Source organism: Okeania sp. SIO3I5, assembly GCF_010672085.1.
In the GTDB taxonomy this organism is placed as follows: domain Bacteria; phylum Cyanobacteriota; class Cyanobacteriia; order Cyanobacteriales; family Microcoleaceae; genus Trichodesmium.
Map to the genome: position 1 here is coordinate 93,127 of NZ_JAAHHT010000026.1, position 17,871 is coordinate 110,997.

11 protein-coding genes and 1 pseudogene are annotated in these 17,871 nt (G+C 38.2%); 2 read left to right on the forward strand and 10 right to left on the reverse strand.

Going from position 1 to position 17,871, the window contains the following annotated elements:
- Positions 1 to 3 precede the first annotated feature (3 nt).
- Positions 4 to 759, reverse strand: coding sequence for an SDR family NAD(P)-dependent oxidoreductase (locus F6K40_RS08385; RefSeq protein ID WP_293134042.1), 756 nt, complete (start codon positions 757 to 759; stop codon positions 4 to 6).
- Between the two features lie 10 nt (positions 760 to 769).
- Entirely contained in the window at positions 770 to 1,741 is a 972-nt protein-coding gene (locus F6K40_RS08390) for an HpcH/HpaI aldolase/citrate lyase family protein (RefSeq protein WP_293134082.1), read from the reverse strand.
- Between the two features lie 382 nt (positions 1,742 to 2,123).
- On the opposite strand from F6K40_RS08390, the gene F6K40_RS08395 reads away from it, so the two are divergent.
- Complete coding sequence (locus F6K40_RS08395; protein ID WP_293134045.1) at positions 2,124 to 2,276, forward strand: hypothetical protein; 153 nt, start codon at positions 2,124 to 2,126, stop codon at positions 2,274 to 2,276.
- Here the strand turns inward: F6K40_RS08395 and F6K40_RS08400 are convergent.
- The gene (locus F6K40_RS08400; protein WP_293134048.1) at positions 2,250 to 4,841 is read right to left on the reverse strand and encodes an NACHT domain-containing protein; all 2,592 of its coding nucleotides are present in this window, start codon (positions 4,839 to 4,841) and stop codon (positions 2,250 to 2,252) included. The two genes, F6K40_RS08395 and F6K40_RS08400, sit on opposite strands and share 27 nt — an antisense overlap.
- Positions 4,842 to 5,214: 373 nt before the next feature.
- Between F6K40_RS08400 and F6K40_RS08405 the strand changes: the two genes are divergently transcribed.
- On the forward strand, positions 5,215 to 5,553 hold the full coding sequence (locus F6K40_RS08405; protein WP_293134051.1) for a hypothetical protein: 339 nt from the start codon (positions 5,215 to 5,217) through the stop codon (positions 5,551 to 5,553).
- Between the two features lie 58 nt (positions 5,554 to 5,611).
- Here the strand turns inward: F6K40_RS08405 and F6K40_RS08410 are convergent, their stop codons facing one another.
- The 7 genes and pseudogenes from F6K40_RS08410 to F6K40_RS08435 form a co-directional block, all read right to left on the reverse strand.
- On the reverse strand, positions 5,612 to 8,824 hold the full coding sequence (locus tag F6K40_RS08410) for a DUF1574 family protein (protein ID WP_293134054.1): 3,213 nt from the start codon (positions 8,822 to 8,824) through the stop codon (positions 5,612 to 5,614).
- A 412-nt stretch (positions 8,825 to 9,236) separates the two neighbouring features.
- Positions 9,237 to 9,974 carry a phycocyanobilin:ferredoxin oxidoreductase gene (locus F6K40_RS08415; protein ID WP_293134057.1) on the reverse strand — a complete coding sequence of 246 codons (738 nt, stop codon included), beginning with the start codon at positions 9,972 to 9,974 and terminating at the stop codon, positions 9,237 to 9,239.
- A 1,378-nt stretch (positions 9,975 to 11,352) separates the two neighbouring features.
- Positions 11,353 to 11,514, reverse strand: coding sequence for a hypothetical protein (locus F6K40_RS08420; RefSeq protein ID WP_293134060.1), 162 nt, complete (start codon positions 11,512 to 11,514; stop codon positions 11,353 to 11,355).
- Between the two features lie 26 nt (positions 11,515 to 11,540).
- On the reverse strand, positions 11,541 to 12,368 hold the full coding sequence (locus tag F6K40_RS41325) for a sensor histidine kinase (RefSeq protein WP_375340555.1): 828 nt from the start codon (positions 12,366 to 12,368) through the stop codon (positions 11,541 to 11,543).
- A gap of 108 nt (positions 12,369 to 12,476) precedes the next feature.
- A pseudogene (locus F6K40_RS41330) lies at positions 12,477 to 12,851 on the reverse strand (response regulator); the annotation flags it as partial.
- A gap of 549 nt (positions 12,852 to 13,400) precedes the next feature.
- The gene (locus F6K40_RS08430) at positions 13,401 to 15,647 is read right to left on the reverse strand and encodes a response regulator (protein ID WP_293134064.1); all 2,247 of its coding nucleotides are present in this window, start codon (positions 15,645 to 15,647) and stop codon (positions 13,401 to 13,403) included.
- An 8-nt stretch (positions 15,648 to 15,655) separates the two neighbouring features.
- Positions 15,656 to 16,627: a phosphate/phosphite/phosphonate ABC transporter substrate-binding protein gene (locus tag F6K40_RS08435; RefSeq protein ID WP_293134066.1), complete on the reverse strand. Its 972-nt coding sequence runs from the start codon at positions 16,625 to 16,627 to the stop codon at positions 15,656 to 15,658.
- Between the last annotated feature and the right edge of the window lie 1,244 nt (positions 16,628 to 17,871).

Below are 17,871 nucleotides of genomic sequence, written 5' to 3' on the forward strand. Positions count from 1 at the left end.
CCATCAGTATCGTAATGCTCCGCCATTGACATGAAGAGTCTGACCAGTGATAAAACTTGCTGCCTCAGACGCTAAAAAGACGCACATACTGGCAATCTCTTCTGGCAATCCCAAACGTCCTTGAGGAACAGTAGCAATCCTTTTGGCAGTTCTTTCCATGTCTGAGGAAGTACCGTGACTCGTGTCTATAGGTCCGGGAACAATATGATTGACTGTTATTTTTTGTGTGGCTAATTCCACCGCTAAAGCTCTTGTCAGACCTAGCGCCCCCATTTTGGAGGCACAAACGTGAGTCCATTCTGTTCTACCGATAAAAGCATTTAGTCCCGATACATTAATAATACGACCCCATCCAGTAGCTATCATACCAGGAACGACAGCCCGAGAACAGAAAAAGGGACCATCTAAGTTAACTCCCAGGACGCTGCGCCACTCCTCTGTTGTCATCTCGGTTATGGCACGCGATCGCCGTAATCCCGTATTATTGATCAGGATATTAATTGGACCAATTTCATCAGCAGCCTGTTTTACCATTGCCTGGACTTGGTTTTCATCACTAACATCGGCCAGGATCGGTATGGCCTTTACTCCTAAAGCCTCCACTTCCTTAGCCGTAGATTCAGCTTCCTGGGCACTACTACGAGCATTTATAACTACAGAAGCACCCTGTCGCCCCAATTCCAAAGCGATCGCCCGACCAATATTTCTGCTCGAACCTGTGACTAAAGCCACTTTACCTTCTAAATTTGTTTGAGTCATATTTCCAGCGTTAAGAGTCTATTAGAGTGAAATAGCCTTGTCTCAAGTATTTCTTGATTTGGCGATCGGATGCTTTAAAAGCCGGCTTTCCCTTATATTCGCCACCGACTACATGAGCGTTAGTCTTGTCGCTACCCAAGAAAGACTCTAGGGTTGCTAGATGCTCTTCAATCTCTGCAATTGTGGGCGAAAAGACTAAATTTATTGATTCTAACTGTTTGGGATTTATGCACTTTTTGCCAGTAAAACCAAAGATATTACAGGACAGTTCTGCTTCTGTGCGAGAACTTTCTGGATCGTTAAATTTTGCCGAAACACTGTCAAATAACCCCAGTCCATACTTTTTGCCTGAGAGAGCAATCGTACCTAAAATTTGTTGGAACAGAGGACTTTTACAGGTAGAAATTCTCTCTACACCAATGTCGGTTGACATATCCCCGACCCCAAAACCAAGTGCATCCCGGTCTTTTCTTAGAACCTTAGCAATCTCGTCCACAGCATTGAGACCGGCAATGGTCTCAATTGTAACGATGTAGTTCTTCTCTTCTCCAATTGCTTCCATCAGTCGGGCTATTTCGGCGCCCGATTCTCCTTTGGGAAGGGTGACAGAATCAAAGGGAAATTGAGCGATCGCTTTGATGTCCTCTTTTAAATCATCAGGATCACCAGCATTAATTCTAACATTGTACTCAACTATTCCCGGCTTGGGAGGTATTTTGGCAATACTATCTCTTGCCACTTGCTTTTGACCAGTTGGAATGCTGTCTTCTAAGTCCCAGATAAAACCATCTGCTGGCACTTCATTATTGCCAACTTTTTCTAGGTATCTAGGCCGATTTAGGGGAACAAACAGATGGGACCTTCTTTTGAATTCAGGTTTAAACTGGCTGTCGCAGCAATATCCTTTCAGATACTCATAAGTATTTTCGGATAAGCTGAACTTGTGGTTATACAGTATAAACTCAAGAGAAAATTTTGTCATCACCCTTTACTTTACCAAGTAATCTAAACTTATAATCATATCATTACATTTTCTTTTTGCTCAAATTTAATCTTAATATAAATGTGATTAGATTTTTTATGATAATTATTCAACGGGATTTGATATAATGTTTGATTCTAGATTTTAGAAGTTGTTTATGGACAAACATGGATCATGGATAATGGATAATGGATAATGATAATTACCTCTCCCTTTTAGGGAGATGATTAGACATCTCCAGAAAAGAGGGAACAGGGAACAGGGAACAGGGAACAGGGAAGAATAATTGATAATTTTTGGATAAGAATTGATTTTACTTTTTATTTTTGGAGATGTCTATTGGCTAAAAGGAAAAGATTGATTTTTTTCCCCGGCGGTGTTGATGGCTGGTTTGGTGGCACCGGAGGCGGTGGTTAAGTTTGGGGATGTGGAGATTTCTGAGTTTACTGGTGCGGGTAGGGTTGATGCTGATGTGCGGGCAGCGTCCCCGGAGGGCGCTAAAGTCCTACTACGAACCGGAGACGATCGGCAATAACAAAGTATCTTCAATTTCTTGTCTGACTTCGCGACTCACATAGCGAGATTGTTTCAGACATTGTACTAGCAACAGGTTGCTATTGTAGTAATCCTTTAAGAGTTCGTATTGCTCATCGGTAAATTGCCAATCGTGACCGATGTTGCGATACCGAATCATAATGTTCCGCAATTGTTCTGCCCAAGCATGACGATTTTCTTGCCACCATTTTTCGCTGGCTTCCGGGTCAAGTTCTGAAGGAATTTGATTTTTCAATTGTTGCACTTCCTCCTTTAGTTCTGGATCGCGTCCATGTTTTTCTAAGATTTCTAAAGTATGATTCAGGAGTTCGAAGCGATTCCGTTGTTTGGCATGGCGTTTAATTTCATTTCGATCTTCAAGTTGACCCGGTTTAAATGGAAAATAAAGATCGCGATCAATTTTTTCATCAATTGTGCGATCAAGACAATAATCCAGTCCATTGAAATTCTTCCATCTGTTTTGCTTTGGATCTAAAACAAAACCCAGATCGACTTTTAAGGAAATATCTATTGATATATCGTATGGTAAACAGCGATCTTCGCATAAAAAATGTGAGAAATAACCCTCTAAAGCCGGTTCAATATAATTCGTCCGAACCGCAGCGGCTTTATAAGGATGTTCCACGGAATTAGTCTTTTGATTCACCCAATCCAGGCATTCCTGTATCCCTGCATCTCCGGCGACGATCGCATCAACTTTTTGCTTCATTAATTTCAGCAAATAATCGGCATTGGGCATCATTTCCACCGCAATAAGAAACACCTCTCGCCATTGCTTGTTCGCAATCCGTCCCACCAATTGTTGAAAAGCCTGATCCAACCTTTGCGGATCGGGACTATTGACGATATAACGAGCCGTAAAGTATTCCTGAAATGTCAAATGAGAAAAAGAGTAAATCCCTTTAGCCCGTTCGACTAATATCCCATGCTGCGCTTCAATTCCTTTCAGCACTGCTGCACTATCCAGACGCAATTCTTTGGGGTCAGTTTGCGCCTCTGGTAAACTGCGGATATATTCGATAATATAACTCTCTACTTCCTCTTGTGCAAAGAACAGTTTAGCTTGAGCGAAAGTCTTGTAAGCGATATAACTCAGTAAATCTTCTTTTTGCTGAGGCTCTAATTTTTTGTATAGTTCCGGTCGCTCAATATTGCGCTTACTATCCCACTTTTTCAGGAGTAACTCCAGTCCCTCTTGATAGAGTTGAGACCGTTTACGGGGAAAACTTTTCAATTCTTCAAAGACCAAGCACAACAGAGTTAAAAGCAGTGGGTTGCTGGCCAGTTCTTTACTAGGTTTATTCCCATTGAGTTTTTGATGAAATTTATCAGTCAACTCTTTGGCTTCACGGGGCACTCTAGCCCGAAACCATTTCCGGACAAAATCTCGAATCTGCTCTTCAGTAAAATCGGCAACTTCAACCTCAGTAAATTGGTCAAAAACATATTCACGGGCAGCAATCCGGCAGGTGATCACAAAGCGATTTTCGGGAAACCTTTGCACGAAGGAGCAAATGCGATTGATGACGCGGCGGTTTTCCTCGGCTTTGACTTCATCTAACCCATCCAATAATAGGAAAAATTTGCCGTGACGCAACAAGCTTTCTACTTCTTGATCTGCCACCTTCCCAGCTTGGAACCGCTTTTGGATGTAAGTAAGTAAATTGGGTTGACCTTCAGCGAGGGCAAACTCTCTCAAGGTAATAAAGATTAGCACTAAATCAGATTTTAGGTAGCCTTCATTGCACTGATTAGCCAAATGCTTTAAAAAGGTCGTTTTCCCCGCTCCCGGTTTCCCTAAAACAAATAACTTTTCATGGTCGTTTACAGCTTTTAATGCGGGAACTCGCGATTTACTAATTGCTCCATATCCCAGGCGATCAAAATCTTTCGGCTGACAAGTTTTGGCTAAAGTCTCTAATTCTTCCCGGTTTTTAGAGGTTACTTTTTGCAGAATATTCACCTCAGTATAAATATCATCCAACCCAATAGGATAGCACATATCCAGCACTCGCATGGTGCCGCATTCTCGTTGAATAATATTTTTTACCTTTGACCGGGTGATTTTCACTAAGCTTTCGAGATCGGGTTCTTTTTGCTGTCCTTTATAGGCGACATTGATTGCGCTTTGAAGCGTTCTTTTGTTGACTTTCTCTCCCGTCACTCGCGACAAAAACTTATAGAGAGCAGGCGCTGCATTCCGTTCGATATGCGCTCGATCTGCCCCTGAGTAACTTTGAGCGATTTCTTTGAATGTTTGGTTTTGCCAAATTCCTTGAAATATATCTCGTTCCAGGTTGCTTAGTCCCTCGTCTCTATGCTGCCGAGACAAATTTTCGACAAAATCTAATGCTTGTTCAAGATTTAACATTTTTCCACCTCTATATCTTATCAGTAGCTTGAGAACATCCGGGGTAATGATGCTAGTTGCGAGCGCTGCTATGGCACCTGTTATCCCTCCTGTTACTCCAGAAAGTAGCGTACCAGAAACGATAACCATGACACCGACAAAAAGTCTGGTTCGAGATTTTCTGAAGTCGAGCATAGTTTTTATTATAGAAGCCATTTGGTATATCGGGAAAGTGAGGCTTTTTGGCAAAGGAGTCAGGAGTCAGGAGTCAGAAGTCAGGAGATGGAGAAATAAAATAGGGGAAAAAAGTAGAAAAATGCCTCCATCTTCCCACACTTCCCACACTTCCCACACTCCCAATCTATAGATCCCAAATGGGTTCTATAACCGATCTACTGTTCATATCATAACTGCCCGATCAGAGGTTTAATGCCGTGTTTTGAAAACACTGTAATTTGCTGTAATTTTATGAGCTTCAGAAAATCCTGTAATTTACTGTATTTTGATGAATAGGCATTTACCCTTCAGTCTGCCACAATGAATTTAATCATGAGTTGACGTTAAAAAAATGAACCAAATTGTCATAATTGCTTTAGTAACTCAATTAATTTTTCTAGCTGGAGAAGTTCCGGCAGCAGGCTATCTCAGCCAAAAGGGAATTGACGGCAGCTTTTACCATCCCTGGTTTTTAATCTTTTCAATAACTCGGATTATTGGCATGGCTGGCCAGCTTTATCTTTGGTCGCAAACCCAGCTAGGCTTAATCGCCGCGTTAACAGGAAGTTGTGGCTTAATTTTGAGTAACTTACTGGGGACATTTGTCTTGCACCAACCGGCCTTGTCTCCCCAGGGATATGTAGGGTTATTTTTAGCTGTAGTCAGCATTTTTCTATTAACAGCTAAATAGTTAACCGCTCAAAGTATTCTTCGTATGTTCGTAGTAGCGCAAAGAGCGCCCTACTCCCCTACTCCCCTACTCCCCCACTCCCCCGCTCAAGAAAGTCAGGAATAATATTATCCTCAGCTAATGTTTGAGAAACAGCGATCGCTCCATAAAGATTCAGATGACTAGGATCAGAAAAGTTGCTAAAAGTTTCTGGCCATGCACCACCTAAATCTCGGAATATAAAATTAGCATATTCCCCAGATAATTCCTGCATATATTCCTGAAATTTTTGTTCATAAACAGTTCGTACTTCGTCTAAATATGTTGTAGTTAAAGGCATATTTACAAATACAAAATTAATCCCTATTGACTGAGTATATTCCAGTAAATTTTTCAGTGCCGTGGTTTGTTTTCCTGTTAATTGAAAGTTTGCATAATCAGCATCATAATCGCCAGAAACTTTAGCATAATTTTGATAGTAATTTTCTGGTTCAAACTTAATCGAAATTGGCAAAAAACCATTTACTTGAAATTGGTCTAATTCTAAGGTTTCTTCTACTGCTAATTCTGGGTTTTCTTGCTGATGCAAAAAATCCCAATTTGTCGGATTATTAATAATTGACACGATTAAATTTTTGAGGCGATCGCGCTGTTGATAAGTAGCTGAAACTTCCTCAATTTTTTCCTGAATATTTTTGAATATTTGTTTAAATCTATTTAAGCCAAAATTAACTGAACCGTCTGATATATTATCCCGAATAATAAATGTGCCAGCATCTACTTCCTCATAACCTTCAGAACTAGCAATAATCTCAAAAGTTCGATCGACTCTCCCACTATTGAGAGCGCGAACTCCATCAGCAAAAATAATTAATTTTGGCAATTGTTCTGGTGGTAAAACCCGACGTACAATCAAATCTACTACTTGAGCAGTTGCCCCATTTACCCCAAAATTATAAATTCTTAAATCTGGATATCCTGAAGTTGCTAAACTTTCTGCAAGCACCGTTGGATCGACTCCTCTCAATGCTCTAGAACTACCAACTATTAAAATATCTGGGATTGTTTTTTCGACTTTTAAATATTCTTGATAACGAACTAACTGTTCATCTAATTGCGGACTATTAAAAGTAGGATAAGTCGTTAATTCTGCAGTTCCATTTTCATCGACAATTTTTTCTGTCGGAGTTTGACAATTCCCACCTTGACAAAGAATTCCAGACAAAGAAACATCTGGAATTCGCTCTAATATTTCACCAACTTTTAGATCGGTTTGAACTGTTAAGAAAATTCCCAAAGCAGCATAACCAACAGCAGCAACCCATTTACCATAACTGCTAGTATTGTATGTTAATGAATTACTTATTTTTGTAGAATCTTCTTCATTAGGAATAAATAAACGAGAACCAATAAATAATTGTTGGATACCTGTAAACAGTTGTGCTGTCAGTGCGAACCGAGCGGGAACTAACAGTTTTGAATCAGTTTTTTCAGTCGTTTTTGGTGCTAATTTGAGGAAAACACGATCTGCTCTTTTACCCGATAAAAAATCCATCTCCGCAGAAGCAGCAAACTCCGGAACTTGCTCAGAATGCTGGCGACTTCTCGTAGTAAAATTAATACCGTAACGCCACAAAGGCAATTTTTGACCAGCACGACGACCGTAAACTCTTACCCCACTAACTCCAGGAATTTTAAGTTGACCCAAGAAATTAGCAATAGTCGGTCCTACTTGAGATTGAGAAGGACAGGTAGGAGCTTCGCTCATAACGTGCAATAATTCTTGCTTCGCTAATATTAATACCCGGATACCACCTGTTTGCAGTCGTCGATCCAGATCGGGATTAAGTAATTTGTTTAATAGAAAACTAATAGCTTCATGGTTTCCCTGACTTGCCAAAACTTTAGCGTCAGCAGATAGATCCGGATTTTCCGATGCAGGTAAATTCAACCAGTCTATCCATAGAGGTGACTCAGATTTTTGGCGAGCTGTTTCATTAATAGTACAACCATAAATGGTAGCAGCTTTGATACCTCTTGGTAAAATTTTGGCTAATGTAGAAGCGATCGCTATTTTTGTTTTCTGTTGTTCTGGATATTCTTGGTCGAAATTATCAGTCTTAGTGCAAAATAAATGTAAAGTTGACTCTTTTAGGGTAGCTCGAATATCCACTGCCAAAGTAGCCAACTCTTGTTTAAGTAACCGTTCAATGGCCGCCACATCTCCCCAACTCGCCCATTCTTGTAGCATCAGATCCGGAGGAGTTAGATCCACCCGCAACATCCAGTCTGGCGCCGTTTCACCGCGAACCAGCAGAGAAATTAAAGCTTCATGGAAATCTTTAAGCTTGAGTTCTCGTAGTTTTTGGGTAATTGGTTCCCCTAACAGAGATGGATCGGGACTATAAGCTGCTTCACAAGATACCCATAATATTTTTTGAGTTTTCAATTTAGGATTTTTAGCAGCATCCTCTGATTGTGAAATTGTTTCTGTTGGTTTTTCCTTAAATTGTCTTTCTCGAATAGCGACATTTACACAAACCCCTAACTCACCTAAAATTTCACTCAGATAACTAGCAATTGCATCGGGATGGCCATATTCAGCTAATTTTTGAGAAGAAACAGTCAGGGGAGAATCAATTAGATATGAATCTGATTCTTTGACCTGATCTAGCTGTGTTTCTAACTTGGATTTTTCTGATTCAGCGATCGAAAAAGTCTCTGAATCTAATTGTGGAGATGAAAAATTTAGATGGTTTAATGTGTCATTTTTCCAGACAGAATCCTGATGAGGAGTTAATACCAATTCAGAAGCAATATTGTCATGAATATCCAATTTAGAAGATTGCCCAACACCAACTTTTGTTAATTTATCTTCCGGTAAAGTTTGACTAGGATGATAATTTTGTGAATAATTTTGAGGAGAAGGATAAGTAGATGTTGGGTGAGAATTAATTTCTGAAGAATTAGAAGAAGTATTTACACTCTGACTTTGAGTTGCTACCTTATTACTATCAAGTTTTACTGTCCAGTCATTTCGTCTACGTCCCAAAGTGCGACCACACAAAAACGTCTGATAAATCCGAGGTTGATTAGGAGGTAGTAAAGATTCTATATCAATCTTACTCAGTGCCTGGGAAAACTGAGCTAGGGCAAAGCTCATTTCGGGACATTTTTCCGCTTCACAGAGAATATGTAGATGATTGCCCCGCAATCTTACCTGTACTTGCACTTCTGGAAGTCCCAAAGCTTCCTTAGCCCAAATTTCTAGGGGGGATCTATTTTTGGTCAATATTGTTTTATTTCCTTTCATCTTCACTTTGAGATAGTTAGGAGAGAAATAAAAAAATACCTCCTAGACTTTTCGACTTTTCTGGTTATTTTACAGACAGGAACTTCGGAGTACCACCTCCCTATCAGGTTATACCAATTCTTTAAAATAACGTTACGCTTCCTTAAGACTTCAGTTATTAACTTATAAGTATGGCTTGCTGATTAAATCTCAAAGTCTCTACAGATAAAGGTTTTAGCATTTTTATGTATCAAAAAGTGCAAGCTTTTAGGCATCTCAGGTTCAAAAATTCAGCATAAAAGGCTAACTATGGCAAAAAAATTCAAGGACTATTCTTTCTCCTACCTCCTTTGTAACTCCCTGACTCCTGACTCCTGACTCCTGACTCCTGACTCCTGACTCCTACTTTTCATCACTCAGGGCTATCAAATAATACAGTAGTTAAATAATAATCTGTCCATTCTTGTCCAAAAGCTTTTTCTAAGACTCGACGGGTTTTGTCATTTTGTCTCTGTTGAGTAGAATAATGGCGTTGAGCTTTGAGAATCTCAAGTTGTTGTTCTGGAGAAACAGGTTTTTGGGCGATCGCTTGTTGGCAATGTATTTCTAGGAAAGATTCGACTATCGATATAAATTTTTGTTCTTCCTCTAAACCAGTTGGTCTTATAAATAGACAAAATTCTGAAAATATTTCCCCCCATTCTGGCAGTTGCCGAGGATGAGAAAATTCTTTTATTGGTAAAGTTTGAAGTTGATAATTATAAACTTCTGGTAATTTTCTATTGTGAGTTAGGGGCGATAAATCGACTACTGCTGCACTTATTTGGCCCTTTCCTCCCACTAAATCTGTACCAAACATAGGCAGAGCGTAACTTATTCTAGGAAACATGACACAATGCAATATATCCAGATTTTTGCCTATTTTTGCTAGTTCTAGGTGTAGCTTCCGGAACTGGGGAGTTTGATAGCATTTGTTTTCAATTGTTAGTTTTTCTCCTTCCAGGCGGCCTTCTACATAGCCTAGCTCTGTGGGTAGGTAATATGGTTGTAGGTCTAGGTAGCGTTGCCAAACTGCTTCTATGGTGTCTGCTAGTTTGCATACTAAGGGATTTTGTTGTTTTCGTATTGACGGAATTGATGTTTTTAACATTCTCGTTATGGGCCAGTTAATTTTGGTCTTGTTATATTGACTTTTTTTAGATTTTAGATAATTTGTTGATTAGGTCTATTTAGATTTAGTAGTTTATATATTATTAGAATCCCATAATTGTGTCTCAATTGTTCAAGTCAGTAGTCAATAGTCAGTAGTCAGTAGTCAGTAGTCAGTAGTCAGTAGAAGAGCCACTCACCACTTGTTTCTACTATTAGACTTCTCCAAAAATGAAAAATTAAATCAATATCTTATCCATAAATTATCAATTACTCCCCCGTGTTCCCTGTTCCCTGTTCTCTAAAACCAAAGAATTTTGTACCTTACGCTTTTTGGGAATTGCTATTTAACATATAACAATTATTTAATTGATAATTTTTTCAATTCTTAACATAGTCGATATCATATTTTCCTAAATACTAAATTATTTCCTAATCATACTTTCAGTCTAGTTTTTATTATATGGTAAGTGCAACTAAAATTTAATCTAGATTTACAATATCAAGAGTATTGAATACTTGTTAAATGAAGTTTCATTACATTAACTTGCATATTTGATTAATAGTGCTAAATTAAAAATATGAAGAAGCAAATAAACTTCTTTGCGAGATGTACAAGAGTTGAAATGAGAACTTAAGGACTAACCACAAATCTAATCAAAGCACTCAAGTTGCGAACTTGGTTAGTCCAGCCCACTTTTTTAAAGTAAACGTTATTTAGGTGATAACACCTTGGGGTGCGTGGCCAGCTCCAAGCTCTGTTGTTCGGCATTAAACAGGTAAAGAGATTTGAAAAACCAGTGTGTTGAGCGGAAAAAGCCAAAATAACTGGGCGAGGCCAACTTTACGCATTTTGTGCAGAATGGACGCAAAAATGTCCAAATTTTTGCCTAACCTTATGTTTTGAGGTGTATTAATATAACTCAAAAACATCTTATTTCTTTAGGAAATAGAGACAATTACTCGTTTTAAGCGCTTTTTCTAGGAGGTAACAAAAAAACTGTTTAATCCATCAATTGTCTGTCTGTTCAGACACCAACAGCAACTCCTTTGTCAGGGGCTAATATTTTCTCAAATCTTAATAGTATGGGAGTCAAAAAAATCTCAAGTTTATGTTTGAGCTTCACTCCATTTAAAATTTAGTAAAATAGAGGAAATAATTTTAGCAACTCAGGAGGTTACAACTCTGTTAAATTCCAGAAAATCTGTCTCGTTAAATACTCAAAAGCAACACCTAGATAGAAAACTGATACTTCTTAATAAGTGGTAGAAAAGGAGCAATGTAACTAAAGTTAATGGCTTAGTACATCTCCAAATATAATCCTCAAATGTAAAGAAGTCACTCGGTGAGTAAAACTTAGGTGTTGCTTTTTGATCGTTTATAAACTGACTGATATAGAATCAGGATATATAGCAATATGATATGAAATGATTCGTGAAAAAAAACCGGTTTTTTTTCTACTCCACACCTCCGACACCTCCGACACCTCCGACACCTCCGACACTTCCCACACTTCCCACACCTCCCACACCTCCGACACTTCCCACACCCCCTATTCCCTACTCCCTACTCCCTCTTTTCTGGAGATGTCTGATAGATTGGGATTTGAATCACAAACTTTGTTCCCTGTCCAACTTCAGAAAAACACTTGAGTTGACCCTGATGTTTTTCTGTAATGATTTGATAGCTGATAGACAAACCCATACCTGTTCCTTTACCTACAGGTTTTGTTGTAAAAAATGGGTCAAAAATATTTTGTCTAATCTCTTCTGGAATACCAGGACCATTATCTGCGATCGAAATTTCTACAAATTTTGAATCAATTACAGAAGTACGAATTATAATTTGATTCGGATTATCCTCGATTTGTTGATATGTAAGGTTAGCATTAGATTCTTCTAGAGCTTCAATAGCGTTTGCCAGAATATTCATAAAAACTTGGTTTAGTTGACCAGAGTAGCATTCTACAAGAGGTAGTTTGTCATACTCTCGAATTAGTTGAATCTTGGGACGTTCGGGTTGAGCTTTCAAGCGATGTTGCAAAATCATAATAGTGCTGTCAATACCCTCATGAAGATCGACTGCTTTAAATTCAGCTTCATCTATACGAGAAAAAGTTCGCAGCGACAATACTATTTCTCGGATACGTTTGGTACCTGTTTTCATAGAAGCGATGGTTTTAATTACGTCTGACTGCACAAATTCTAGGTGAACATCTTCAGCTTCCTCTTGAATCTCATCAACAGGATTAGGATAGTTTTTTTGATATAGTTCCAAAAAATCTAAGAATATTTGGGTATAGTCCTCCATATGACTGAGGTTAGCATGAATAAAGTTAAGAGGGTTATTAATTTCATGGGCAACTCCTGCAACTAACTGTCCTAAAGCTGCCATTTTTTCCGATTGTATTAACTGAACTTGAGACTGCTGTAGCTGCTCTAAAGCCTGATTTAGTTCTGCTGTACGTTTGGCTACTTGATCTTCTAAGTTTTCCGTGAGGTGGTATAACCTTAACTGTGTTTTCACACGGGCAATTAATTCTGCTTCTTGAAATGGTTTAGTTACATAATCAACTGCTCCTAAACTAAGTCCCTTGACTTTATCAGTAGAATCATCAAGAGCAGTCATAAAAATTATGGGTATATTTTGAGTTATCTTAGAAGCTTTAAGACGGCGACAAGTTTCAAAACCATCAATACCAGGCATCATTATATCAAGGAGAATCAAACTGGGTAAACTTAATTCTGCTTGACTAATAGCTAATTCACCATCCGTGGCGATCGCTACTTCAAAGTCAGCATCATTTAAAGCTTCTGAAAGAACTGCTAAATTGGCAGGAGTATCATCTACTACTAAAATTAAATCTGAATTGTCCATAACTTAGATCTTTAAACATTATTATTATGCGATTTGTAATACCAGTTTGACAAATTTTTGCTACAAATATTTAGGGCTTGCTGAAAAAGTATGCATGGGGTTTGGGTAGGAGTCAGGAGACAGGAGACAGGAGACAGGAGGAATGGGTATGGGAGCGAGTTGCTAGTCGGATATTTTATCCCTTGGTTTTTCTGCCAATAGTCAACCTTTTCATCCTAACTTTTTTAGCTGCCTACAACGAAAACCCTGTACTTTTTCAATACCTAAAAAGGCTTGATCCTTTTTAGGTATTGAATTTGATATTTAATCAGCAAGCCCTATTTAGGTTATCCCGCACGGATACAGGAGTCATATCATGTTCGGATAATCACTTATAATAAAGCATAAGGTTTGTAGTATAGCTCTCAGCCCGAACTGTAGATACGGCTCAGAGCTATACTACGAACTTTAATATAATAACTATTTAACCGAACATGATTACTCAATCTTTGTAATTCTCTCCCCTCCTTACTCATTACTCCTTACTCATTACTCATTACTCCCTACTCCCTACCCCCTCTTTTCTAGAGATTCTTGAATAAAAATTGTAATTTTTTTAATTTCAAAGCCTTTAGCTTGCTGAACAATATATTTAACAAAGGCAGCATAATCTTGATTTTCTTGTTCTAAGGTTTGAGCTGCTGCTACTAACTTTTTTAATCTACCTTGTTGAGCAAGCTGAAATAAGTTTTCCAGATCTGCTAGTGGGGGTAATATCATATCTGCGGTAGTAGTTTCTGTCTTGTTACTATTTTGCTGATGTTGTGACTCAGTAGCATCAGAAGTAACAGTAGATTCATATTTCCAGGTAATCTCTAAGTGTTCTTGCAGTAGCTTAAATAATTCATCTGCTGCTACAGGTTTCTCTAGAAAAGCATCGCCACCTGCATCTAAACTCTGCTGTTGATCCATTGAAGAAACAGATGCAGAAGAGACAATCACTGGAGTTGGCTTAAGTCTTTCCGATGCTCTGATTTGTTTGATCAAAGCATATCCATCCATCGCTGGCATCATTAAATCAGTAATAATTAAATTTGGTTGCAACTGATTAGCCTTATTCAAACCATCTTCCCCATTTTCGGCTTCAATCACATTAAATTTGAGCGGTTCCAGTAAGCTGACAATTACCGAGCGGTTTTCCCACTTATCATCGACAACTAACAAAGTTTGTGACTCCCCTTCATAACCAATTAATTGCTTATTGGTGTCAGTCATAACTTGATATTGCCACTCTTGAGATAGAGGAAAATTGACTTCAAAAGCAAAAGTGCTACCCACTCCTAATTCACTTTTAACTTGAATCTCACTATTCATAAGACTGACAATATTATGAGTAATAGCAAGTCCTAATCCAGTACCTTCAGCGTGTTGTTTCCCCTCGCTAACTTGTTCAAAGGGTAGGAAAATTTTTGCTAAAGAATCTGGACTCATGCCAATTCCTGTATCCTTAATCTGGAAACCGAGTCTGACATTATCTTCAGGTATTTGATATTCAGTTTGTTTTTGTGCTGCCATAGAATTAACTACCTCTACCTTAAATGTCACTTTACCCTTTTCAGTAAATTTAGCGGCATTTCCTAATAAATTAATTAGTACCTGACGCAATCTCTTGGGATCGGTTAAAATACCTTCTGGTAAATTAGGATCTGGTAGGTAAACAAAATCAACCCCTTTTTTTTCTGTCCGAATACGAATAATTTCCCCTATTCCCTGGAGAAAAGATGGTAAATAAACTGGTTGCGGTTGCAATTCTAGTTTGCGAGCTTCAATTTTGGAAATATCCAGAATATCATTAATCAGTGTGAGTAAATGGGAACCACACTGGTGAATAATCTTAATTCCTTTTTTTTCTTTTTCTCCCCAGGTTTGGGAACGATTGAGGATTTCAGCGTAACCCAGAACCCCGTTGAGAGGGGTACGGAGTTCGTGACTCATATTGGCTAAGAATTCACTTTTCGCCTGATTTGCCGATTGAGCGGCAGACGTTTGGATTTCTAGAGAACGATAAGATTCAGCGAGAGATTTTGCCATTTGATTAAATCCTGTCGCTAATTGTTCTAACTCATCTTTTGTTTGAATATTGACTTGACAATTTAGATCGCCCATGGCAATTTGATCGACGCTAGTTTTTAATTTTTTTATGGCTCGAATAACAGGGGATAAAATCAAAAAAAATTGCAAGAAAAATACAGCTATAATAATCGCAATCACTAAAGCTGACATAAATATTGAAATTTTACTGAGCGCCTCGACTTTCTCGATTGCTAGAGCGTCGTTTGCTTTGGCAAGTTCAATCATTTCCTCCACCAGAAAGTCAATATCGCGAATATAGAAATTTAAAGACTGTAAATCTTGTCTAATTTTTGCTTCATCAGCTTGATATTTGGGTTGAGTTAAAGGTTCAGCAAGTTGGATGAAATTTTGGTAGCGTCGTCGTATAGTTCCAATTTTCGTACTATTTTCAATCAGACTTTCGAGTTGGTTTAAATCCTTAAAAAATTGTCTTTCTAACTGTTTATAGCCATCTAGCTTTACCCTTCTTTGTTGTAAAAACAACCAATCTTTGAGAACGACAATTTGTCCCCTTAAAGCGATTTGCAAATTGTGAGATAAATTGAGGGCCTGACTGGTTTTGAATCGAGTGTTAGAGGCTTTTCTTTCAGCACGAATTAAAAAAAATTGACCGCCACCAATCAGGATAATAGCAAGACTGGCAGTCGCTATACAAGAACTAATAAATTTATGCCTGATTTCCATAACTAAAATTATTGAGATGGGGAGATGACTTCCTTGTGAACTTGCCGAATCAACTCGTAATCGCGATCGGTGACAATTGTAAATCCCATTGACCGCATTCCTGAGTCATTGGCAAAACCTTCCGCCTTAATGATTGCGGATTTGAGAGTATCTACTAATTCTGAAGGAAACTTTTCATTAACAACAAAAGGAGATTCGGTAATCGGATCGGATTCCCAGATTTTGATATAGTTGTCGTCAGTTAGGATGCCTTCTTGTTTCGCCCGATAGATTGCCGTACTCTCTACAGAAACTGCATCTATTTTTCTGTCTATTAAATCAATGATTGATTGATCGTGATTGCCGCTATACAGAACTTCTGAAAAGTCAGTTTCTGGAACTATCTGCTCTTGCTTAAAAGCATAAGAAGGAACTAAAAAGCCAGAGGTAGATGATCGACTGACAAAACTAAATTTTTTACCTTTGAGATCTGCGAGAGTTTTAATATTTGTTTCGGGACGAGTCAGAATTGTGCTGGTGTACCAAGGTCGTTGGGTGACTTCGTGAATCGCAGCAGCGAGCGGTTCAATTTTGGGGTTTCTTTGTTTGGCTTTAATATAGGAGAATGGACCTAAAATTCCCATTTGAGCTTCTCCCGTTACTAACATATCAATGGCTGCATCATAATCTTTGGCTATTTTGAAATCCACTTTACGTTGTAACTTTTCTTGTAAATATTCAATCCAGAGTTTCTGGGATTTTTCTAATTCTTTTTTCTTGACTGAGGGTACCGAGACAAAAATCAATGTTTCTACTGGCCTTGCTTCTCGGGCAACTTCTGGAATAGAAGTTGAGGATGATTTGTTCCCCGTTCCATTATTGGGAGAATTCTTATTGGCGGAATTTGTGCAGGCGAGGGCAATGAGAGCGATCGCGCAGATGGGCATACCTATTTTTTTGAGGCCGTAAATTTTTTCTGGGATAGATTTTGGGGTTAACATAAGATTATGATTGAACTGAAGTCGATTTCTTAACTTGAGTTTGGTCTTGATTAGTTGGTTTTTGAGTATTTTTCACTGGATTTCCTCCATTATGTAAAAAACCATAGCATTTTCATTTTACAGTAATTTCACGCCCGCGCGTGAGGTACAAAGCTTTACTATTTGTTAAAAGCTGGAAACCTGTTAGTAATGAGTAGTAACACAACCTTCCAGGTTGTGGAGACCCGGTCAGGCTGTGTTACACTGTACCTCACCATCCTCATGCATTGCTGTAGTTGTGCAACTGTCATGGGAGGCAACAGGCAACAGGCAATATCGAAGAGGGTTTAGAGGCTTTTTATAATTAGTAAACAACGAATTGACTTTTACCAGAAGCCTTTCTAGCTCAAGTAAGAAGTAATAAGTAAGAACTAATAAGTAAGAACTAATAAGTAAAATCAAGCCCGAAGATGAAGGTTTAAAGCCTCTTCATTCATGAAGAAAAATTCAAAAAATTCATCATTTTTTGAATCCTCTGACTTCAGGCAGAGGTATTACTTATTACTTGTGAAATCTGATTAGTATAACTCAGATATGTTGAACTATCCACAGGTTGGCAACTTGAGCTTTTTAGGTTCCATATCTACTATTACCAGGTATTGCCAACTAAGTAGTTACCCATACATAAAACTTAATGAAAATGTTTACAGCGCTTTTCATATTGATGAACGACAATGAGTAATGAGTAATGAGTTATGAGTAATGAGTTATGAGTTATGAGTTATGAGTTATGAGTTATGAGTTATGAGTAATGAGTTATGAGTTATGAGTAATGAGTTATGAGTTATGAGTAATGAGTTATGAGTAATGAGTTATGAGTTATGAGTAATGAGTTATGAGTTATGAGTTATGAGTTATGAGTTATGAGTAAGAAGTAAGGAGTAAGAAAGGAAATGAAAATGCATAAATTTTTAAATTCGTGCTTCTAGCAAACACATATTTTAGTTGAGGATTTTTGAATGCGATTACTGTATAACCGGATTTTATATCAGGAGGGAAGTTTTGGAGGAGTCATAATTCAGGATCTTGTCTTGGTTGTTCAATTCCTGCAGCATAATAATCAAGTAAATTACTTAATTATAGAACCCATTTGATATCTCTAGAAAAGAGGGAGTAGGGGAGCGGGGTCGGAGGAGAGCGCTCGTTTTGGCATTGTTCATTCATTGTCTGAGCTAGAATATTTACAACCCTACATTTTTTGAGTC